Genomic DNA, 20108 nt, shown 5'->3' on the forward strand with positions numbered 1-20108 from the left:
CGACGATGCGCGGGCGGGGTCGGTCACGAGCCACCCCCGAACACGTACTGGCGTCGTCCCATGAGGAACAGGAAGATCGGTGCCCCGATCAGTCCGGTCACGATGCCCAGCGGCATCTCGCGCGGTGCGGCCGCCACCCGCGAGATCACGTCGACCCACACCAGGAAGAGCGCACCGCCGCAGACCGCCACCGGCAACATCGCGCGGTGGGTGGCGCCCACCAGGAGTCGCGCCGCGTGCGGGACGATCAGACCGACGAAGCCGATGCCGCCCGCCACCGCGACGAGCACGCCGACCAGGAGACCCTGGACACCGAACAGCGCGTTGCGCATCGCGCGTACCGGCACGCCCAGCGACGTCGCGGTGTCGGTGCCGGCTGCGTAGGCATCGAGCCACGAGTGGATGGCGAGCATGGCCACGACGGTGACCAGCACGACCGCCCCGGCGATCTGCACTTTCGCCCAGGTGGCGCCCGCGACGCTGCCGAGCATCCAGAACATCACGTTGTCGGCGGCGTGCGGGTCGGCGGCGGTGAACACCAGCAGCGACGACAACGCCATGAACGCCGAGGACAACACCACCCCGGACAGGATGAGTCGCAGCGCGGTCAGCCCGCCCTGGGCGCGGGCCACCAGGTACACCGTGACGGTGGCGGCCAGCGCGCCGAGTAGCGCCCCGCCGGACAGCGCCCAGACGCCCAGTCCCGCGAGCACGCCGAGGGTCATCACCGCGGTGGCCCCGACCGCCGCGCCGGCGGACACACCCAGCAGATACGGCTCGGCCAGCGGGTTGCGGACCAGGGCCTGCATGAGTGCGCCGGCCAGCGCCAGCCCGGCTCCGACCAGCGCGGCCAGCACGGACCGGGGCAACCGGAGATCCCAGATGATGACGGCGTGCGCGGAGTCGAGCTCGGCCCCGGTCATCCGGCCGACGACGGTGTGCCACACGTCGCCGACGGGGATGGTCTCCGCGCCGAAAGCGGTGGCCAGGGCGATGCTGAGGAGGGTGAGGACGAACAGTACTGCGGCTAGCGGCGTCGACGGGAGTCGCCGGACCGACGGGGCGGTCGCGCTCTCGGTCGTGCCGTCGGTACGACGGGACACGGGTGGTACTGCCTATCGGTCTGGGTATCTGTGCGCGAGATACACGATGGACTCGAGCGAGAACGGCCGGTAATCGGACTCGGGATCGTGGCGCCGGCGCCTTCCCGGGTCGCCCCGGTGTCCGCGCCGAATCCGTCTCCCATACCGTTGCGCGCCAGTCCCGGATTCACACCGGGTTCCCTGACACCCACGTGTGCGGGTGTGACCGTTCTCGGGGCTGAACATACCAACAACGATTCGCTACACCTGAGTCAGATGTCGCAGTTCGTGGTTCTGGGCGCAACGATGCGCGACAACGGTGCCCGGACAGCCGACACGCGAGCACCTACGCTGGGTGCCGACGATCGATGAACCCGACGCGGAAACGGTGAAGCGATGGACGTACGAGACACGAAGCTGGCCATCATCGGGGCGGGTGCGGTGGGCACCGCGATCGCCTACTCGTCCCTCATCCGAGGTGTCGCACGGACCATCGCCCTCCTCGACATCAACGCTGCCAAGGTGACCGCCGAGGTGCTCGACATGTCGCATGGCCTCGAGTTCGTGCCCCGCGCGGACATCATCGGATCCGACGACGTGTCGGTGTGCGCGGACGCCGACGTCGTCGTGTTCACCGCCGGCGCGAAGCAGAAGCCCGGGCAGTCGCGCCTCGAATTGGCCGAGGCCACAATCGGTCTGACACGCGCCATCCTCCCCGGGGTCTTGGCGGTGGCCCCGAACGCGATCTATGTGATGGTCACCAACCCCGTCGACATCGTCACCTACGCCGCCCAGGAGATCAGCGGGCTGTCACCGCACCAGGTCTTCGGGTCGGGCACGGTGCTGGACTCTTCCCGGCTGCGGTTCCTGATCGCGCAGCACTGCGGGGTCGCGGTGCAGAGCGTGCACTCCTACATCGTCGGCGAACACGGCGACAGTGAGATCCCGCTGTGGAGTTCGGCGTCGATCGGGGGCGTGCCGCTCACCTCGTGGACGCCGCTGCCCGGCCGTCCGGCGATGGACGCCGTTGCGCGCGAACGTATTCACCACGAGGTCGTGCACGCCGCGTACACCATCATCGAGGGCAAGGGGGCGACGAACTACGCGATCGGTCTGGCCTCGACGCGCATCGTCGAGGCGATCCTGAACAACGAACACCGGGTGCTGCCGGTGTCGACGAGGGCGGACGGCATCGAGGGGCTCGACGGCGTGTGCCTCTCGTTGCCGACCGTCGTCGACCGCGGTGGTGCCCAGACCCGCCTCGATGTCCCGCTGTCGGACTCCGAGCGGGCGGGTCTGCTGGCATCGGCGGAAACGCTGCGCGGGATGCAGGCGCGGTTCGGGTTCTGACGTCACACGGGGACGGTCCCGCGCAAGAACTCGAGCTGATCGGCGACCACCCGCTCGAAGTCGTCGCCGACGTAGATGTCGAAATGTCCTGCCGGATAACGAATCACTCGCGCTGCCGGGGCGCGGCGGGTGTACCGGGCAGTCGGTCCGGCCGGCGCCACGGTGTCCTCGTCGCAGATGCACACGAGCGTGGGACAGGTGAGCTTTCGCAATGCCCGACCAGGCGTGTGCAGCGGGATGGCGAGACCGACCCGCGCGGCGACCTCGTTGATGAACTCCAGGTCGTCGGGCACCAGCGGCAGGTATCCCGACACCGCGTCGGGTGCCGTCATCAGGGCGGCCGAGCCGGACGCACCGGCGAGGCCGACGGTGACCGGCGGACGGCCCAGTGCCGAACCCGCCAGATCCGCGAGCGCGCGCACGGTCACCTTTGCCCCGGACGCCACTCCCAGGGCAGCGGTGGAGGCTATTCCACTGGTGAAGGGGCACTGGGAGATCACCGCGGCCACCCGGCCGTCGCGTTCGCCCGCGACGAGGGCGTGTCCGCCGCCGAAGGAGGTGCCCCACAGTACTATTCGTGAGGTGTCGACACCGCTCAGTGTTCGGGCGAAGGCGATTGCCGCGGCCCAGTCGTCGAGTTGGCGGCGAATGGACAGCAGCTGTCGCGGTTCGCCGTCGCTGTCGCCGAAGTGGCGGTAGTCGAACACCAGGCACGAGTATCCCGCGGCGGTGAAGCGCTCGGCGAACGCGTCCAGGCGCATCCGCCGGACCGCACCGAGCCCGTGCGCCATCACGATGACCGGCGCCGGAGTGGTTCCCTCGGGCAGGTACCACCAGGCCCGGCATGTCGTCCCGGACGAATCGAACTCGACGTCGTTCCTGATCATCGTTTCCCCCGCTGTCGGTGGTTGCCTGGCCGGACTGTACCAATACGCGTTGTCGAATGGCAGGCTCGTGGCAGGCTGTGGAAAGCGAGATGGAACCCGACGTCGACGCTGCTAGCGTCTGCCGTCGTGAAGAGATTGATAGCGGGGGCGTTGATCGCCGGAACAGCAGTATTCGGATTGGCCGTGGGCGCGGGTGATTCCGACGCCAAGATCAAGCCGGGCAACTACAAACATCAGCAGCTCATCTACGGGGTCATCCCGACCCCGGAGTCGAACGTCCGGGTCATCGGCAACGGGTTGTACACCGACTACTACGGACTCGGACCGTGGAATCTGTCGCGTCAGCAGATCCAGCACACGAAGAGTGGTGGCGTCGTCGCGTTGACCGCGGACCCGCCCGTGCAGTGGTACCAACGGGTCGAGTATCGGCGTACCAAGAACGGTTACACCGGTACGACGTACATCCTCGGCGGCATCCCGACCGGCAACGTCCTGCTCAAGGAGCAACCCCGCCGCTGACCCCGCGCCTTCCGATCCCAGGTCCGGCCGATGGCGTGTCCGTCGGCCGGACCAATCTTCGCGTCGCATGCGCTTTTCGCCGGCCGGAACCCGTAGTGTCACTTCGTCACGTTGAGGTGTCGGGGGACACTACGAAGAAGGCCAAGCACGATGCGTTGCTCGCGAAAGATGGTTCTCGGATTCCTGGTCGCGGCGTCGATGACGATCGCTCCGCTGATGGTGGCGGCACCCGCCGCGGCGGCAACCGACTACGCCAATTGCACCGAACTGCGCGGCGACTACCCGCACGGTGTCGGGAAGACCGGCGCCGTCGACTCGACGTCGGGTACGCCGGTCACGACGTTCACCGTCGACGACGAACTGTACGAGGCGAACTCCGAGAGCGACCGCGACGGGGACGGCATCGCCTGCGAGAAGCACTGAGCGTGCGTCACACTGGGTGACGTGTTCACCCAGGTCGAGGACGAGAACCGCCGGTTGCTCCGTGCGCGCGACGCCATCGACCGCTCCTACGCCGACGACCTCGACATCGCAACGCTCGCCCGCATCTCGCTGATGTCGCCGTCGCACTTCATCCGCCGGTTCCGGGCCGTGTTCGGGGAGACGCCGCACCGCTACCTGCAGCGTCGGCGCATCGAGCGGGCCTGTGCCCTCCTTCGGACCACCGACGTCCTGGTGCTCGACGTCGCGTTGCTGGTCGGCTACGACAGTCCTGGCACGTTCGGCCGGACGTTCAGCCGAATCGTCGGCTCCAGTCCCACGGCCTACCGGCAGCGTGTCGCTCCGATTCCCGTTCCCGGTTGCTTCGTGCGCCAGTGGACCAGGCCGAGCGATGCTGCCACCGGGGTCCCGCGAGCGGCCGAAGTGAGCGATTTCGGAGAAGCGCCGGCCGGGCCGCCGGTCGTATCGTCGGGCGCATGATCAACGGCATCGGTATCCATTCCGTCTACGTCCTCGATCAGGACGTCACACTCGACTTCTACGTCGGCACACTCGGTTTCACGGTCGACACCGACGTCGACATGGGTTTCATGCGGTGGTTGACGATCGCGCCGCCCGGTCAACCCGACCGGCTCATCCTGCTCGAGAAGCCCGGGCCGCCCGCGCTTTCCGACGAGACCGCCGCGAAGATCCGCGACCTCGTGACGCAGGGGGCGATGCCGGTGACGATCCTGTCGACCGACGATTGCCGCGGCACCCACGCGGCGCTCGTCGCACGCGGCGTCGAGTTCACCCAGGACCCCGAAGACCAGCCCTACGGCACCGATTGTGCGTTCCGGGACCCGTTCGGCAATGCGTTGCGAATGACCCAGCGGGCCGTCTCCGCCCGGCCGATCCGAGCCGAGGACATCGCCTGCTGGGCACCGGACGATTGACCTGGTCCGCCGACCATCCCGACCGGCACGCAGGCGTTAGATTCGTGCCCATGGCGGTCCGACTCGACAAGTACCTGAGCAGCAACCACCCGGACATCGCGATCGCGGCGGCGTTGCTGTTCCTGGCCGGGCTGGTCGACGCCATCGCGTTCGTCGTGCTCAAGGGCAGCTTCGTCGCGTTCATGTCCGGCAATTCGACGATCCTGGGAGCGTCGACCGCCGCGGGCGGGTGGTCGACGATCGCGATCGTCGCCGGACTCGTCGCGGCCTTCTTCGGCGGGGCCGTGGGCGGCGCGGCACTCGGTCGCTGGGGCGGACAGCACTCGCCGGTCTGGGTTCTCGTGGCCGTGACGGTGACGCTTCTCGCCGGCACCGTTGTCGCGCTGACCGCGTCGCCGACGGCCGGGATGATCGTGGTGGCGACGGCGACCGGCGCGATCAACTCGGCGCTGTCGCACACGTCGGCGGTGCCGGGCGGCTTGACGTACGTCACCGGCACGCTGGTGAAGTCCGCGCACGAGCTGGTCGCCTCGCTGGGTACCGATCGACCGTGGGCGTGGCTGGCGGTGTTCTGGATGTGGCCGGTGTTCGTCCTGGGCGCGGTGTGCGGCGGTTTCGCAGAACGTCACTGGGGTGTCGCCGGGTTGTGGGCCGGGGTCGCGATCGCCGCCTGCACCCTCCTCCTGCGGGTTGCCGAGACGTTGTCTCGGGGCAATTCGCGCTCAGATGGAACCGAACGGGCCGCTGGATAGTCTGAAACATATGCGCGACGACAAGCTGCTCACCCGGATCTCCGCCCTTCTCCGTCAAGCGGAGAACACCGACAACGAGCACGAGGCCGAGACCTTCATGCAGGCCGCCCAGCGGCTCGCGACGGCGTCGTCGATCGATCTGGCGGTGGCGCGGGCCCACGACCCCGCGGCGCGCAAGAAGGTCACCCCGATCAGTCGACAGATCGCGATCGGCGAGCCCGGCAAACGCGGACTGCGGACCTATGTGCAGCTCTTCGTTGCCATCACCGCCGCCAACGACGTGACCGTCGACGTGGCGAGCAACTCGACCTTCGTACTCGCCTACGGGTACGAAGCCGACATCGACGCCTGCGAGGCCCTCTACACGTCGCTGATCGTGCAGATGGTCGCGGCCAGCGACGCCTACCTGCGGTCGGGTGCCTACAAGGGCGAGACGTTCGCGCGGGTCGTCACCCGCGGGAACGGGTGGCGTGCCCGGCGGGTGATCGAGGAGAAGCCGTTGTCGCCGATCACGGCGCGGCTCAACTTCCAGTCGGCGTTCGCCGAACGCATCGGCAAGCGTCTCGCCGAGGCCCGCGACGCGGCGCGTGCGGAGGCCCTGGCCGCCGAACGCGACTCCGGGGAGACCACGCGCTCGACGGCGGTCGCGTTGCGCAACAAGGAGATCGAGGTCACCGACTTCTACCGGACCGAGTCGAGCGCCCGCGGGACGTGGCGTCCGTCGAGCGCCTCGGCCGGCTACTCGGAGGCCGCACGCCGCGCCGGCGACCGCGCGGGACGTCGCGCGAAGATCGGTGCCGACCGCGAGTTCGACGGTGCGCGTGGCGCTTTGGAGGGTTAGGGCTCCACGCGCGTGGGCGGGGCGTCCACCGGACTCCCGGGAGGCCGGTCGTACCAGGATGCAGACGGGTGCGGGACGAACGGTGTCGGTGTGCCGGCCCACCGCCGCACCCACCGGCCCAGACGACCCTCGTCCGTTGCCACGGCGTGCACGACGATGGCGGTGACGACGAGGATGAGTGCGAACACGAACAGCCAGCTGATCGCGACGAAGACGACACCGAGGGTGCCGTAACTGCGGATGGTGCCCGCCGCGAGCGTCGGCAGTGCGACGCGGCTGCCGGCGAGCAGGGCGGTGATGAGGATGCCGGTACCGAGGCCGTTGAGGACGAGCAGCTTCATCGGTACCTGCGACGACACCAGGAGCCGCGGGATCGCGGTGAAGGTGACCGACCAGATCAACAGGGTCACGGCGACGATGAGCCCGATTCCCAGGACGCCCCGATCACCGATGTGCATGCCGAACAGCGAGGTGGCCTCCACTCCGGTGGACAGACCCTGCACGGTGACCGCGGCGGGGATGAGGAAGACGACGACGACCCATCGCCAGAAGCTGCTCCACGGCAGTTTGGCGACGTCCCAGATCGACACATACATTCGGCCGAGAGCACGGGACAGGGAGGTGGCGCCGGCGATGGTCATCAGCGCACCGACGATGCCGAAGGTCGTCGCCGAGGTCGGGTCGTCGATCGTGGGCGTGTCGAGACTGCTGACGGGGATACCGAGCTGGGTCAGTGCGTCGTCGACGACGCTGGCGCCCGGCAGGGTGAGCACCAGGATCACGACCGGGAGGATCGAAGTGAAGGCCTGCGCGGCCAGGGTCATCGACCGGTCCGTGAGATTGCCCCGAGCCATGTCGATGACGATGCGGAGCATCAGGGAGGCGCCGGGCAGCCGCATCACGCGCTCGCGTACGGCATCGAGGTCGGGACGGCGCATGAAGTCTCCCATCGGCTCCGGGGTGAGCTTCGGCCCGCTCGCTTCGCTCCCGGCGCCGTGGCTCCTCGGCCCGCTCGCTTCGCTCCCGGCGCCGGGTCTCTCATCATCGGCGATGCCGTGAGTGAACGGGACACCGGGCGCGCACGATTCTATGAGGCCGAGCACCTCGTGCATCGCCTGTTCGACAACGTGTCGTCGTCACGGACGGTGCAACTCGCCGGCACCGAGGTCACCCTCCCCGCGGAGGCGCGCTTCGCCTCGATCGACGCCGTCGACGACTACGTGGGCCGCGTGCTCGCGCTGCCGGGCGTGCGGTCGAGTTTCGAGCGCGCGTCGCACCCGGTATCGGTCCGCGAACGGCGCGGCCAGCGGTCCGCACACTACGCGGCGCGGGTTCGCAGATCCAACGGTGTGCCGGTTGCCGCCGAGATCGCCATCCCGTCCGCGGCCGACGGACGCTGGGCGCTGCGTGAACTGGTGGTGCTGCACGAGCTCGCCCATCACCTCGACGGCACGACCGGCCCGGCTCACGGGCGCGGATTCGTGCTGACGCTCATCGAACTCGTCGGGCTCGTACTGGGGCCCGAAGCCGCGTTCGTCTATCGCGTCGTGCTGTCGGATTCCGGGGTGGGGTGAACGACCTCAGCGCAGCCCGTCGCCGGCCAGCAGCGTCAGGTGGCTCGGGTGGTCGGGGTCGAGGACCAGACGCTGGTGTCGTCGTCCGCGTGCCTTGATGAGGTCGGGCACGAGCGTCAGGTAGCGCGGCAGGCTCGCGGCGTAGACGTCGACCCGGAGCCGATGGCCCGGCTGCAGGACCGCGTCGGTGGGGACGAGATCGACGTCGAGGCGGATCGGTTCGTCGGCGGGCACCGGCAGCTTGCGCTTGCGGGACAGATAGTGGTGCGCCGAGAGCAGGCTGCCGTCGTCGGCGTACGTCGACTTCGATTGGTCCAGTGCGCGATTCGACGCCGACAGCGCGCCGTTGGTCAGCACCACCGACGTACCGTCGGGTGCGACGTCGTTCACGGTCACCGCCCAGACGGCCTCGTGTGCCGTGGTGGCGACGTTGAGGCGCAGGTTCATCGCACCGCTGATCGGGGTGGCCTCTCCGACCGGCTCCGTGGTGAACGACAACGCGCCCCGCTCCTGGTATCGCGCGTCCCGGGCGAAGTCCGCGCCGAGGGCCAGCGTCGCTCCCGCGGTCACCTGGGTCATGTCCCGGGACCGGAGCCCCCGGGTGTCGGGCCGGACGTGTAGGGACGAAACACCCTGTGCGGGAGTGGTGCTCAGCGAACCGTCATGGACGCAATGGTCGGCGGTCGACGACGATTCGGCAGTCAGGTAGAGCCGCGTCGGGGCCACCCCGGGACGGGGGAAGCTCTGGCCCGCGGTCCACGCCCCGCCCTGCTGCAGCATGGTGACCGGCCCGTAGTACTCGATCCCGTTGCGGTGCCCCTTGAGCCAGCGGTCGAACCACGCGCGTTCGAGGACGTCCAGGCGCGGTGGAGCGAACTTGCCGCCGTATCCCGACCCCACGTCGAGGTGATAGCCGTCGCCGACGATCATCTGCTTGCGGCCCGGCTCCATCTGCAGGCGTTCGTACACCCCGGTTGCGCTGCGGCCGAACAGATCATGCCAGGCACCGACGGTGAAGGTGGGAGCTTCGATGCGGTCGACGATCGGGTCGCGGTCGTCGAAGTACGGGTCGTCGAAGATGCGGGGATCGCGTGCGGTGAGGAATCCCCACAGCAGCGAGGGGATCTCGGTGGCCGGGGACTTCACCCGATCGATCGCCCAGCGCACCGCGTCACCGCGCACGAGGTCGCGGATCACGTTGGCGGGGTTGGGAACCCACTTGAGCATGTTGACCGCGGACAACCACACCGGGATGAAGGCCGACGGCATGCCGCCGGTGATGTAGATGTCGCGCACCAGGTCGTCGCAACCCTCCACGGCGAACACGGCTTTCAGCTGTGGCGGCCGCTTGTCCGCGGCCTGCAGCGAGTTGATCGCCGAGTACGACCAGCCGGCCATCCCGACGGTCCCGTCGCACCACTCCTGCTCGGTCACCCAGTCGATGACCTCCACCGAGTCCTGCTGCTCGCGAGGACCGAGGATCTGCCATTTACCCAGGCTCGCGCCGGTTCCGCGGACGTCGACGACGACCTGCACGTACCCGCTGCGTACCAGGTTGCGATTGATGCCGAAGACGTCGAAGACCCCGCCCGACAGGGTCTGTGTCAGCGTCGTGAGTCCCTCGAGGGCCGTGCCCGTCGCGTCCATCGACCGGGATGCGGTGTGCAGTGCCTTGCCGAGGACAGGGGCGTGGAGGGTCTGGTCGATGAAGTCGATGGCCGCGCGGTTGTACGGGTTGATGTTGATGACCGCGGGATAGGGCGTGAGGATCGTCTGCCCGAACCGGTTGGCGGGCCGGATGACCGTGGCGCGCAGGACCACGCCGTCGCTCATGGTGATGGAGACGTTCCGGTCGATGACGACGCGCGGGTAGAGCTGCTTGCCGTCGACCTGCTCGCGCCAGCGGAGACCGTCGGCGCCGCCGGTGGGATCGCCGAGGGGGAGCGTGCCGAAATGCGGCGCACCAGTGGTGCGGGTTCGCGTCGACGGAGCGACGCGGGCGCGCGGCTGTGTGGGATCCAGCTGGTACGTCATGGTGCATCACCCTGCCTGGGATGAGGTGTCGCACCCGCGAGTTGTTGCACGGATCGAGACGGCCGGGTGGACACCGACACCCCGTTGTGTCGGTCGCTTGCTTCCCGGCCCGTCCGCTGGCTGCGGATCACAGTGTGGTCCAGGTCACTTCACGTAGTTGCTGAAGGATAACTCAGCGGCGGTATCGGATGGCTAACGAGGTGGCGTCTTTTGGTCATGGCCGCGTGTGTTCCTGGTCACATTCAGGTAAACCCAGGTCCACGGCGGCGGCCGCCTCGAGCACCATCCACGCCGACAACTGCACCGACAGATCCCGCTCCGGAACCTCGGACGGATTGACGGCGCCCGCCACGAACTGGGCTTTCGTGCCGGCGTCGGTCGGGATCACGGCGGATCGTCGCCAGTCGCTCGAGAAGATCACCCGTCCGGCGACCTCGGTGCGATGAGCCCACGCGGCGTCGGCGCTCCGGGTCACGATCCGGGCTGCGCGCGTACGGAGTTCATCCGAACCGTCGACCTCGGGAAGATCGGTGGCGATGAGTGCGAGGTAGCGGGCCAGTACGCCGTGGAAGAGGCCGCCGTCGCCGCCACCCCCGCCGTTGATCACGCCGTCGGTGCAGGAGTGGCGTTCGACGGCGCCGAGGAGGCGGGTCAACCGGTCGAGATGCCGGTGGTCTCCGGTGACGCGCAATGCCTCCAGTTCGGCGCCGAGCACGACGCCCTGACAGTAGGTATAGGTGCCGGTCTCGGGCTTCAGCGAACCGTCGGGCAGCTTCTTGAGACCGTCGATGACCAGATGGGTGTCGGGATCGACGAGGTTGGCGTCCATCCAGTCGCACATCGCCACGGCGCGTTCGACGTGACCCGTGCGTGCCAGCAGGATCGCGGCCGGGCCGTTGGCCGGTGCGTTGAAGAACTGATCGGCCTTGCGCCAGGGGATGCCGCCGCCGTCCGCCGGCACCCAGGCGTCGAGCATCTGCGCGGCGAGGACACGGAGTCCGCTCGCATGGTCGAGGTGCAGGTGCCGGTCGGCGCGTTCGATGGCCAGTCCCAGCCACGCCATGTCGTCGTAATAGTTGTTGGTCCAGCGGCCGCCGTTGCGGACCCGGATGCCGCGCAGCAGCCGGTTGGCGTCGTCGGCGACGTCGGGGTCGAAGGAGCGGTCCGACCCGACGCGGTGGATCGCGGCGTCGACGAGCAGGTCGACGAGGTGTGCCTGCCACCAGTAATGCCAGGATCCGAACTGGGCCTGCACGCGCCCGATGGGCCAGGCGACGGCTCCGGCACGTGTCCCCGGCAGCCAGAAGGCCCGCTGCAGGTGACGGTCGTAGATGGCGTCCGCGGCGGCCTGTGCGCGGGCGTTGGGGTCCCGCAGGTCCGACGATTTGGATTGTTCGTCCACGTCCGCGTAGCCTAGTCGTCGATGTGATGCACACCCGTGCGTCGTATCGGTTCAACCAGAGACCGTTGGTCGTCGGGATTTCCCGGACGAAGGCGCGACGAGGTCGCCGGCCCACGCAGGATGAACGAGGAATGTCGCTCCACACGAACAGTGTGTGCGTTCACGCCCCGTGCCTGTGTGCCGGGGCGTTTGTCATCTCCGCCCTCGATCGCCTCCCGATGCCCGTCGCTCTCTTGTTGGACTCGACCAACTCATAGTGACGAGGAGAGGAGGCGAAGTATGGCCAAGTCCGAAAAGGTCGCCGCAGTTGCGGAGATCGCGGAGCAGTTCAAGAGCTCCACGGCGACGGTTGTCACGGAATACCGTGGCCTGTCCGTCACCCAGATCAGCACGTTGCGACGTTCCCTCGGTGAGGGTGCAACCTACTCCGTCGCCAAGAACACCCTGGTGAAGCGTGCCGCTGCTGAGGCGGGCGTGGAAGGGCTCGACGAGCTGTTCACCGGTCCGACCGCCATCGCCTTCATCGAAGGTGAGCCGGTCGTGGCCGCGAAGGCGATCAAGACGTTCGCCAAGGACAACAAGGCGCTGGTCATCAAGGGCGGGTACATGGACGGCCGCGCGCTGTCCATTGCCGAGATCGAGCAGATCGCCGACCTTGAGACCCGTGAGGTCTTGCTGGCCAAGCTCGCCGGTGCCATGAAGGGCAACTTGGCGAAGGCCGCCGGTCTGTTCAACCAGCCGGCTTCGCAGGTGGCGCGCCTGGCCGCGGCCCTGCAGGAGAAGAAGAACGAAGCCGGCGAGACCGAATAGGTCGTCCGCCGCACCACACCAATCCCCGAACCGTACGGGGATGAACACCAAAGCCCCGTACGGGGACTGACAGGAAGGACGCCAACCATGGCGAAGCTCACCGCTGACGAGCTCATCGATCAGTTCAAGGAACTGACCCTGCTGGAGCTCAGCGATTTCGTGAAGAAGTTCGAAGAGGTCTTCGAGGTCACCGCTGCGGCTCCGGTCGCCGTCGCCGCTGCCGGTGCCCCGGCTGCCGGTGGCGCCGAGGCCGCTGCCGAGCAGGACGAGTTCGACGTCATCCTCGAGGGTGCCGGCGACAAGAAGATCCAGGTCATCAAGGTCGTCCGCGAGGTCGTCTCGGGCCTGGGCCTGAAGGAAGCCAAGGACCTCGTCGAGAGCGCTCCGAAGGCCCTGCTGGAGAAGGTCGACAAGGAGGCCGCCGAGGCTGCCAAGGCCAAGCTCGAAGAGGCCGGCGCCAAGGTTTCGGTCAAGTAAGACCGACTCACGCGCAAGCGTTTCACGAGCCCGGGACAGCATCGCTGTCCCGGGCTCGTTGCTGTCTGCTGTCTGCGCCCCCTCGCCCTCGGTCCGCGGCGAACTCGTCGGCCTGCTGCGGCTTCGGCCGGCGGTCTCCCCGGATTGAAGTCGCACGCGACATCGATCCGTCGGTGCGACCTCGATCGAAGTCGCACCGACGGACTGACATCGCATGCGACTTCGATCCGGGGGCTCGGCGCACGGTGCGCAGGGAGAAATCCGGAATGGGATGCAACCGAGACGGGGTCGTGTGCGTCCAAGACGCATGGCCTGGTTCCCTGCTGACAGTTTTCCCACCGACCGCCACGGGCTGATCCGTCGAGAGGCGACACTCCGGGCGGGTATCGGCGATGGCGTGGTCACCACTGCAGTCGCACGGGGAGCACTCGTCCGTCTCGCGCCGGGCGTGTGGATCGCCGCGTCGGCGGAGTTCGACGGCCCCGACGGCGCCGACAGGCTCTATCGGAAGCGGTCGATCGCCGTCGCCACCTCCGCGCGAGACCGCGGTGTCGCGACCCTCAGCCATCAGTCCGCTGCCGCTCTGCTCGGCCTCGCGACACTGCATCCTCAGCGTGAGACGGTCCACCTCACCAAGCCGTCGAGTTCGAGCGGCGGGTTCGTCCGTGGGCACCGCCACGTCCACAACGGCCCACTGGGCAGAGATGAGACGGTGGTCGTCGAAGGTGTCCTGGTCACCCGCGCCGAACGCACCGCGGTGGACATCGCCATGTCCGGCGACTTCGCTCAAGCGCTCGTCGTCTTCGACCAGGCGCTGCGCATGGGGGCGGATCCTGGGCTGATGTCCGCGATGGTCGACAGCCGCGCAGGCTGGCGCAACGTCGGTGTCGCACGTCAGGCGCTGGATGTTGCCGACGCGCGCGCCGAGAGTGTCGGTGAGTCGTGGAGCCGAGCGCAGATGGTTCTGGCCGGACTGCCGACGCCGCGCCTGCAGCACACGTTCCAGACGCCGCACGGCGAGGCGCGGGCCGACTTCGACTGGGATGGACGAATCATCGGCGAGTTCGACGGTCTTCAGAAGTACGGACTCGTGGGTCCGGGCGAATCCCCGCGGGATGTGTTGATCCGAGAGAAGCGGCGCGAGGACGCCCTCCGCGCCCAAGGGATCGTCGTGATCCGTTGGACGTGGGCGACACTGGAATCCGGCGAGCTCGTCGGCCTCTTGCGGCCATGGCTGGCGAAGTTCGGTCACACAGCTGCCTGAGCCGCACCTCCGCGCCAACGCCGGAGACCGAGCAACCGATATCGTTTCCGACATCATTCCGACGCCACCGCCCATCGACTTCGAGGGTGGTCATCGGGCGTCGGATCGTGTTCCACAGGTGGAGCCCAGGTCTGCGGTGGCCGTCACATCGAGGGGCCGGCCCGACTTCCCTCACCGCGAACCATCGGATATTGTCATCGTCGCGGCGAGAGTTACCGGGCGGTAGGTTTCCCGCAGCCATCACCGAGAACCACGCGGCGGCGTTGTGGGCGGGGACGGGTCGGTTAGAGTGACCCCAACCACAGATGCCGCCGGTTGGTGCGCGGTCACACCGTGGCCGCCTCGGGGGCAGCGATCGTCTGGAGGAAGTTGTGGGTGTTGAGGTCAGCGTCGAAGGACTCACCAAGTCGTTCGGTTCGCAGAACATCTGGCGTGATGTCACTCTGACCCTGCCGGAGGGGGAGGTCTCGGCGCTGCTGGGGCCGTCGGGTACCGGTAAGTCGGTCTTTTTGAAGACCCTGATCGGTCTGCTGCATCCGGAGCAGGGGTCGGTGATCATCGACGGGACCGACATCACGCAGTGTTCGGCCAAGGAGCTCTACGAGATCCGCAAGCTGTTCGGTGTGTTGTTCCAGGACGGTGCGCTGTTCGGTTCGATGAGCCTGTTCGACAACATCGCGTTCCCGCTTCGTGAGCACACGAAGAAGAAGGAGAACGAGGTCCGCGACATCGTGATGGAGAAGATCGACCTCGTCGGTCTGACCGGTGCCGAGGACAAACTCCCGGGCGAGATCTCCGGCGGTATGCGCAAGCGCGCCGGTCTGGCGCGCGCGCTGGTCCTCGACCCGCAGATCATCTTGTGCGACGAGCCGGACTCGGGTCTGGATCCGGTGCGTACCGCCTACATCTCGCAGCTGCTGATCGACATCAACGCCCAGATCGACGCCACGATCCTGATCGTGACCCACAACATCAACATCGCGCGGACGATCCCGGACAACATCGGCATGTTGTTCCGCAAGGAACTGGTCATGTTCGGTCCGCGGGAGCAGTTGTTGACCTCGGAGCAGCCGGTGGTCAAGCAGTTCCTCTCCGGTGACCGGTTCGGTCCGATCGGTATGTCCGAGGAAAAGGACGAGGCCCTCGTCGCACAGGAGGCGGCGATGGCGGCTGCGGGTATCTCCGGTGGTGGTACCAAGGAGGACTTCACCGAGATCATCCCGCAGGTGCAGCCCAATCCCGGTATGCCCGAACGCAAGGCGATCGCCCGGCACCGCGAGCGTGTGCACGCGATGCTGCCCGACCTGCCCCAGAACGCCCAGGAGGCGATCCGCCGCAGCCAGGAGCAGGAAGACCAGATCCGCGAGGAGAGCCGCGCGCACGCCGACAACATGACGAACGGCAATGGCCCGTCCGGCAACAACGGTTCCGGCAGCGAGTGGACCACCGCGCCGGGCAACGTCGCCGTCGCGGACTCCAAGACCGATGTCATCGACTACGGCGGCAGCGATGCCCCGACCGAACAGTGGCACACACCCGGTGATGCACTGACCAAGCCCAGCCATCGTGCTGATGGGAACGAAGGGCGGACACCCTAGGGATGAGCAGTGCCACCACGCGTGGCGTCGACCGAATCGCGCAAGCCGGGACAGGTGCCCTGTCACAGACCGGCAATATCGTTCAGCTCTTCGTCGATGTTGCACGCCAGACCTTTGTGCGCCCGTTTCAGTGGCGGGAGTTCATCCAGCAGGCGTGGTTCATCGCCAGTGTGACGATCCTGCCCACCGCACTGATCGCGATTCCGTTCGGCGCGATCGTCTCGCTGCAGACGGGTTCGCTCATCAAGCAGCTCGGTGCGGAGTCCTACACCGGCGCGGCCAGCGTGCTCGTCGTCATCCAGCAGGGTTCACCGCTGGTGACGTCGTTGCTGATCGCGGGTGCGGCCGGGTCGGCCGTCGCCGCCGACCTCGGGTCGCGCACCATCCGCGAGGAGATCGACGCGATGGAGGTGCTCGGCATCAACCCGATCCAGCGCCTCGTCGTACCGCGTGTGCTGGCCATGGTCCTGGTCGCGATGCTGCTCAACGGACTGGTCGCCGTCATCGGCATCGGTGGTGGCTACTTCTTCAACGTCGTCGTCCAGGGCGGAACGCCGGGCGCCTACCTCGCGTCGTTCGGCGCGTTGGCGCAGCTGCCCGACCTCTGGGTGTCGACCCTGAAGGCCGCGATCTTCGGTGTCCTCGCCGGTGTCGTGGCGTCGTACAAGGGCCTCAACCCCAAGGGCGGTCCGAAGGGCGTGGGTGACGCGGTCAACCAGAGCGTCGTCATCACGTTCCTGCTGCTGTTCCTGGCGAACCTGATCATCACTGCGGTCTACCTGCAGGTCGTCCCACCGAAGGGGAGCTAGACGTGACCGAAGGTGGGGGCGGTGTGACCATCGCCAAGAGCCGGCCCGAGTACTACATGTACGAGGCCCGCAAGCAGCTGGGCAAGCCGCTGAAGGTGCTCGACGGCGCCGGCGAGCAGATGTCGTTCTACGGCCGGACGCTCGCGTGGATGCCGAAGACGATCGTGCATTACACGCGCGAGGTCCTGCGCCTGCTCGCCGAAGTCGCGTTCGGATCGGGCGGACTCGCGGTCATCGGCGGCACCATCGGCGTGATGGTGCTGATGTCCGGGTTCACCGGCGTCGTGGTCGGCCTGCAGGGGTACGCCGCGCTCGACCAGATCGGGTCGCAGGCCCTCACCGGCTTCCTCTCCGCCTACGTCAACACCCGTGAGGTGGCGCCGCTGGTGGCAGGTCTCGCGCTGTCGGCGACCGTCGGCTGCGGCTTCACCGCCCAGCTCGGCGCCATGCGGATCTCGGAAGAGATCGACGCGCTGGAGACGATGGCCGTGCCGTCGATCCCGTTCCTGGTGTCGACCCGCGTGATCGCCGGTTTCATCGCGGTCATCCCGCTGTACGTGCTCGGCCTGCTGTCGGCGTACCTCGCCTCCCGCGTGGTGACGACGGTCTTCAACGGCCAGTCCGGCGGCTCCTACGACCACTACTTCAACCTGTTCCTGCCACCGGCCGACGTCTTGTGGTCGTTCGGCAAGGTGCTGGTCTTCGCGTTCGTGATCATCCTCGTGCACTGCTACTACGGCTACTACGCCTCGGGCGGTCCCGCGGGTGTGGGAGTGGCCGTCGGGCACGCGGTTCGAGCGGCTCTGGTGCTGATCGCGGTCCTGGACTTCTTCCTCGGCCTGGCGATCTGGGGCACCACGACAACGGTGCGAGTGGGAGGTTAGCGTGACGCTGCTGCGTAAACGGTTGCTCGGACTCGTCTTCTTCCTCGTCGTCGCGTTGTTCCTCACCTTGACGATCACCAAGTTCAACAAGACGTTCACCGAGTTCACCGACGTCACGTTGCTGACCGACTCGACCGGCAACGCGCTGCCGGCGAACGCCGACGTCAAGGCCCGCGGCATGACCGTCGGCGAGGTGCGCGAGGTCAAGCCCGGACCCGACGGTTCCGTCGAAGTCGTGTTGGGACTCAACCCCGATCAGGCGTCGACGCTGTCGGCCGAGACCACCGCGCGCATCCTGCCGAAGACCCTGTTCGGCGAGCGCTACGTCGCCCTGCAGGTGCCGGAGGACAACTCCGGGCCGACGCTGAGCAACGGTGCGACGATCCAGACCGACCAGAGCGGCAACGCGCTGGAGATCCAGCAGTTGTTCGACAAGCTGCTCCCGGTCCTCGAGGCGATCCCGCCGCAGGATCTGAACGCCACGCTGACCTCGCTCTCGTCGGCGTTGTCTGGCCGCGGCGAGCAGCTGGGCACGACGCTGGAAGAACTCGACCAGATCTTCGGCGAGATCAACGAGAACCTGCCCGAACTCGAGGGCACCCTCGAGGGGCTGGCCAGCTTCTCGCAGACCTACTCCGAGGCGCTGCCCGACGTGGTGGACGCGCTCGACTCCCTGCGCACGACGACGAACACCATCGTCGAACGTCAGGACGACCTGCGGACCCTCATCGCCACCCTGGGTGTCGCGTCCGACGACCTGACCGGCTGGCTGCGTGCCAACCGCACCGACCTCATCGACCTGGCCGTCGACTCCGAGGAACTCCTCGTCGGGCTCGCCAAGCAGTCACCGGCGTTCGTGTGCACCTTCCGCAACTTCGCGGGTCTGATCCCGGAGTCGCGCAAGATCGTCGGCCAGGGCACCGACAATCCGGGTGTGCGGGTGAACCTGCAGTTCGTCAACCCCCGTGGCCGTTACCTACCGAACCAGGACGAACCCCGCTTCATGGACCTCGATCCGCCCGCTGTGTGTTACGACCCCAAGATGGGTGGCGACCGCCCGTTCCCGCGGTACCCGGGTGGTTCGCTCGCCGACGGCAGCTACCAACCGCCGTCACGTAACCCCGGTCCGCGCACGATGCCCGAGTTGCCGCAGCCGCAGTTCAGCGGCGTGCCCGCGGGGTCGGTCTCGGCCGCGTCGGGTGCGAAGCCGGTCGCGGTGGAGTCCAACCCGTTCGACGACCCGGACTACCGCAAGCAGCTGCAGGTCATCTACGGCGCCACCTCGGGCAAGGCGCCCGAAGAGGTGCCCACCTGGGTGACCATGATCGGCGGCGGTGCGCTGCAGGGTGCGAAGGTCGACATCAAATGAAGTCGATCGTCGGACCGCTGATCAAGTTGGTCATCTTCGGCGTGGTCACGGTGGTGACCACGAGTCTGCTCGCCGTCACCATCGCCAATGCGGGCGGTGACGGGGACGCGAAGTTCAACGCCGTCTTCACCGACGCCACGCTGCTCAACCCGGGCGACGACGTGCGCATCGCCGGTGTGCGTGTGGGACAGGTCGAGAGCGTCGAGGTCTACGACCGCAACAAGGCGAAGGTCGCGTTCAACGTCGACCGCGACCGGCTGCCGGACGGGACCCAGCTCTTCATCCGCTACCGCAACCTGACCGGGCTCCGGTACCTCGCGCTCGAGCGCGGGGCGGGCGATCCGTCGCAGACGGTCGCGCAGGGGCACACCTTCGGCCTGAACCCGGGCGTCAAGGACACCCACCCGCCGGTCAACCTGACCGAGCTGTTCAACGGATTCCGTCCGCTGTTCCAGCAGCTCTCGGCCTCCGACGTGAACAAGCTGACCGAGCAGATCATCGCGATCTTCGACGGTCAGGGCGGTTCGATCACCCGTCTGGTCAGCGACACCGCCGATCTGACGAACGCGATCGCCGACAAGGACAAGGTCATCGGTGAGCTGATCACGAACCTCACCAAGGTCCTCGACACCGTCAACCGCAACGACGAACAGTTCACCAGCCTGCTCGACAACACCGAGAAGCTCGTGACAGGCCTTGCGGCGCAACGCGGTTCGGTGGGTTCGGCGATCACCTCGGTCTCCAACCTGACCTCGGTCACGGCGAACATCCTCGGTGCGACACGGCCGTCCATCCAGGGCGACATCGCCGGCCTGAAGTCGCTCGCCGACCAGATCAACGCGCGCGACGAGGACATCGAGGAGACGCTGACCAATCTGCCGATCAAGCTCCAGAAGATCGGCCGCGCAGCGACATTCGGTTCCTGGTTCCAGTTCTACCTGTGCGGTATCGACGTGGTGGCGGGCAACGGCAAGTCGCCGGTGCTGACGCAACCGCTGGTCCCGCTGCCCGACATCAACCATGTGCTCTACACCAGTGCGGCGACGCGCTGCTGGGCCGACGACCGGCCAGGGGGGTGAC

Annotated in this window: 21 protein-coding genes and 1 riboswitch; of the genes, 16 read left to right on the forward strand and 5 right to left on the reverse strand. The window is 67.6% G+C overall.

Annotation, left to right across the window (positions count from 1 at the left end; all coding sequences use genetic code 11):
• Positions 1-23: 23 nt before the first annotated feature.
• Positions 24-1103 carry an iron ABC transporter permease gene (locus B1818_RS13800; protein WP_065629253.1) on the reverse strand — a complete coding sequence of 360 codons (1080 nt, stop codon included), beginning with the start codon at positions 1101-1103 and terminating at the stop codon, positions 24-26.
• A 46-nt stretch (positions 1104-1149) separates the two neighbouring features.
• Positions 1150-1328: riboswitch (cobalamin riboswitch) on the reverse strand.
• Positions 1329-1478: 150 nt separating this feature from the next.
• On the opposite strand from B1818_RS13800, the gene B1818_RS13805 reads away from it, so the two are divergent.
• Positions 1479-2432, forward strand: a complete 954-nt coding sequence (locus tag B1818_RS13805) for an L-lactate dehydrogenase (RefSeq protein ID WP_078113046.1) — start codon at positions 1479-1481, stop codon at positions 2430-2432.
• A 2-nt stretch (positions 2433-2434) separates the two neighbouring features.
• Here the strand turns inward: B1818_RS13805 and B1818_RS13810 are convergent, their stop codons facing one another.
• A complete protein-coding gene (locus B1818_RS13810) occupies positions 2435-3319 on the reverse strand; it encodes an alpha/beta hydrolase (RefSeq protein ID WP_078113047.1) in 885 nt (294 codons plus the stop codon).
• Positions 3320-3445: 126 nt separating this feature from the next.
• On the opposite strand from B1818_RS13810, the gene B1818_RS13815 reads away from it, so the two are divergent.
• From B1818_RS13815 to B1818_RS13840, 6 genes are all read left to right on the forward strand, one after another.
• Positions 3446-3838 carry a hypothetical protein gene (locus B1818_RS13815; protein WP_068971791.1) on the forward strand — a complete coding sequence of 131 codons (393 nt, stop codon included), beginning with the start codon at positions 3446-3448 and terminating at the stop codon, positions 3836-3838.
• Between the two features lie 150 nt (positions 3839-3988).
• Positions 3989-4261, forward strand: a complete 273-nt coding sequence (locus tag B1818_RS13820; protein WP_078113048.1) for an excalibur calcium-binding domain-containing protein — start codon at positions 3989-3991, stop codon at positions 4259-4261.
• A 21-nt stretch (positions 4262-4282) separates the two neighbouring features.
• Complete coding sequence (locus B1818_RS13825) at positions 4283-4759, forward strand: helix-turn-helix domain-containing protein (protein ID WP_078113049.1); 477 nt, start codon at positions 4283-4285, stop codon at positions 4757-4759.
• Positions 4756-5214, forward strand: coding sequence for a VOC family protein (locus tag B1818_RS13830; RefSeq protein ID WP_078113050.1), 459 nt, complete (start codon positions 4756-4758; stop codon positions 5212-5214). Before B1818_RS13825 ends, B1818_RS13830 begins: the two co-directional genes overlap by 4 nt.
• A gap of 50 nt (positions 5215-5264) precedes the next feature.
• The gene (locus B1818_RS13835; RefSeq protein ID WP_078113051.1) at positions 5265-5966 is read left to right on the forward strand and encodes a YoaK family protein; all 702 of its coding nucleotides are present in this window, start codon (positions 5265-5267) and stop codon (positions 5964-5966) included.
• 10 nt (positions 5967-5976) lie between these two features.
• Positions 5977-6807: a DUF2786 domain-containing protein gene (locus tag B1818_RS13840; RefSeq protein WP_078113052.1), complete on the forward strand. Its 831-nt coding sequence runs from the start codon at positions 5977-5979 to the stop codon at positions 6805-6807.
• On the opposite strand, the gene B1818_RS13845 is transcribed toward B1818_RS13840, so the two are convergent.
• Positions 6804-7745, reverse strand: coding sequence for a YhjD/YihY/BrkB family envelope integrity protein (locus B1818_RS13845; protein ID WP_078113078.1), 942 nt, complete (start codon positions 7743-7745; stop codon positions 6804-6806). The genes B1818_RS13840 and B1818_RS13845 overlap by 4 nt on opposite strands.
• Positions 7746-7862: 117 nt before the next feature.
• Here B1818_RS13845 and B1818_RS13850 point away from each other — a divergent pair, with 117 nt between their 5' ends.
• Positions 7863-8381 (forward strand): TIGR04338 family metallohydrolase, encoded by a 519-nt coding sequence (locus B1818_RS13850; protein ID WP_078113079.1) that lies wholly within the window; start codon positions 7863-7865, stop codon positions 8379-8381.
• Between the two features lie 6 nt (positions 8382-8387).
• Here B1818_RS13850 and B1818_RS13855 read toward each other — a convergent pair whose 3' ends face one another.
• Both B1818_RS13855 and B1818_RS13860 read right to left on the reverse strand, forming a co-directional pair.
• On the reverse strand, positions 8388-10415 hold the full coding sequence (locus B1818_RS13855) for a CocE/NonD family hydrolase (protein ID WP_078113053.1): 2028 nt from the start codon (positions 10413-10415) through the stop codon (positions 8388-8390).
• Between the two features lie 214 nt (positions 10416-10629).
• On the reverse strand, positions 10630-11817 hold the full coding sequence (locus B1818_RS13860; protein ID WP_078113054.1) for a glycoside hydrolase family 76 protein: 1188 nt from the start codon (positions 11815-11817) through the stop codon (positions 10630-10632).
• A 279-nt stretch (positions 11818-12096) separates the two neighbouring features.
• On the opposite strand from B1818_RS13860, the gene rplJ reads away from it, so the two are divergent.
• The 8 genes from rplJ (at position 12097) to B1818_RS13900 (ending at position 20107) form a co-directional block, all read left to right on the forward strand.
• Positions 12097-12627, forward strand: a complete 531-nt coding sequence (rplJ, locus tag B1818_RS13865; protein WP_004019499.1) for a 50S ribosomal protein L10 — start codon at positions 12097-12099, stop codon at positions 12625-12627.
• Positions 12628-12714: 87 nt separating this feature from the next.
• Positions 12715-13104 (forward strand): 50S ribosomal protein L7/L12, encoded by a 390-nt coding sequence (rplL, locus tag B1818_RS13870; protein ID WP_004019500.1) that lies wholly within the window; start codon positions 12715-12717, stop codon positions 13102-13104.
• Between the two features lie 307 nt (positions 13105-13411).
• Complete coding sequence (locus tag B1818_RS13875) at positions 13412-14368, forward strand: hypothetical protein (protein ID WP_058253308.1); 957 nt, start codon at positions 13412-13414, stop codon at positions 14366-14368.
• A 371-nt stretch (positions 14369-14739) separates the two neighbouring features.
• Positions 14740-15966: an ABC transporter ATP-binding protein gene (locus B1818_RS13880; protein ID WP_058253307.1), complete on the forward strand. Its 1227-nt coding sequence runs from the start codon at positions 14740-14742 to the stop codon at positions 15964-15966.
• A gap of 2 nt (positions 15967-15968) precedes the next feature.
• Positions 15969-16775: an ABC transporter permease gene (locus B1818_RS13885; protein WP_004023366.1), complete on the forward strand. Its 807-nt coding sequence runs from the start codon at positions 15969-15971 to the stop codon at positions 16773-16775.
• Positions 16776-16777: 2 nt separating this feature from the next.
• On the forward strand, positions 16778-17659 hold the full coding sequence (locus tag B1818_RS13890; protein WP_058253306.1) for an ABC transporter permease: 882 nt from the start codon (positions 16778-16780) through the stop codon (positions 17657-17659).
• A 1-nt stretch (position 17660) separates the two neighbouring features.
• Positions 17661-19028: an MCE family protein gene (locus tag B1818_RS13895; RefSeq protein ID WP_058253305.1), complete on the forward strand. Its 1368-nt coding sequence runs from the start codon at positions 17661-17663 to the stop codon at positions 19026-19028.
• The gene (locus tag B1818_RS13900) at positions 19025-20107 is read left to right on the forward strand and encodes an MCE family protein (protein WP_058253304.1); all 1083 of its coding nucleotides are present in this window, start codon (positions 19025-19027) and stop codon (positions 20105-20107) included. Before B1818_RS13895 ends, B1818_RS13900 begins: the two co-directional genes overlap by 4 nt.
• Position 20108: the final 1 nt, after the last annotated feature.

This window comes from Gordonia sp. IITR100, from assembly GCF_002009645.1.
GTDB classification, from domain to species: domain Bacteria; phylum Actinomycetota; class Actinomycetes; order Mycobacteriales; family Mycobacteriaceae; genus Gordonia; species Gordonia hongkongensis.

Coding starts and splice junctions, on each gene's coding strand:
- B1818_RS13805 (WP_078113046.1), top strand. CDS start 1,479: ATGGACGTACGAGACACGAAGCTGGCCATCATCGGGGCGGGTGCGGTG.
- B1818_RS13810 (WP_078113047.1), bottom strand. CDS start 3,319: ATGATCAGGAACGACGTCGAGTTCGATTCGTCCGGGACGACATGCCGG.
- B1818_RS13820 (WP_078113048.1), top strand. CDS start 3,989: ATGCGTTGCTCGCGAAAGATGGTTCTCGGATTCCTGGTCGCGGCGTCG.
- B1818_RS13830 (WP_078113050.1), top strand. CDS start 4,756: ATGATCAACGGCATCGGTATCCATTCCGTCTACGTCCTCGATCAGGAC.
- B1818_RS13835 (WP_078113051.1), top strand. CDS start 5,265: ATGGCGGTCCGACTCGACAAGTACCTGAGCAGCAACCACCCGGACATC.
- B1818_RS13840 (WP_078113052.1), top strand. CDS start 5,977: ATGCGCGACGACAAGCTGCTCACCCGGATCTCCGCCCTTCTCCGTCAA.
- B1818_RS13845 (WP_078113078.1), bottom strand. CDS start 7,745: ATGCGCCGTCCCGACCTCGATGCCGTACGCGAGCGCGTGATGCGGCTG.
- B1818_RS13855 (WP_078113053.1), bottom strand. CDS start 10,415: ATGACGTACCAGCTGGATCCCACACAGCCGCGCGCCCGCGTCGCTCCG.
- rplJ (WP_004019499.1), top strand. CDS start 12,097: ATGGCCAAGTCCGAAAAGGTCGCCGCAGTTGCGGAGATCGCGGAGCAG.
- rplL (WP_004019500.1), top strand. CDS start 12,715: ATGGCGAAGCTCACCGCTGACGAGCTCATCGATCAGTTCAAGGAACTG.
- B1818_RS13875 (WP_058253308.1), top strand. CDS start 13,412: ATGGCCTGGTTCCCTGCTGACAGTTTTCCCACCGACCGCCACGGGCTG.
- B1818_RS13885 (WP_004023366.1), top strand. CDS start 15,969: ATGAGCAGTGCCACCACGCGTGGCGTCGACCGAATCGCGCAAGCCGGG.
- B1818_RS13900 (WP_058253304.1), top strand. CDS start 19,025: ATGAAGTCGATCGTCGGACCGCTGATCAAGTTGGTCATCTTCGGCGTG.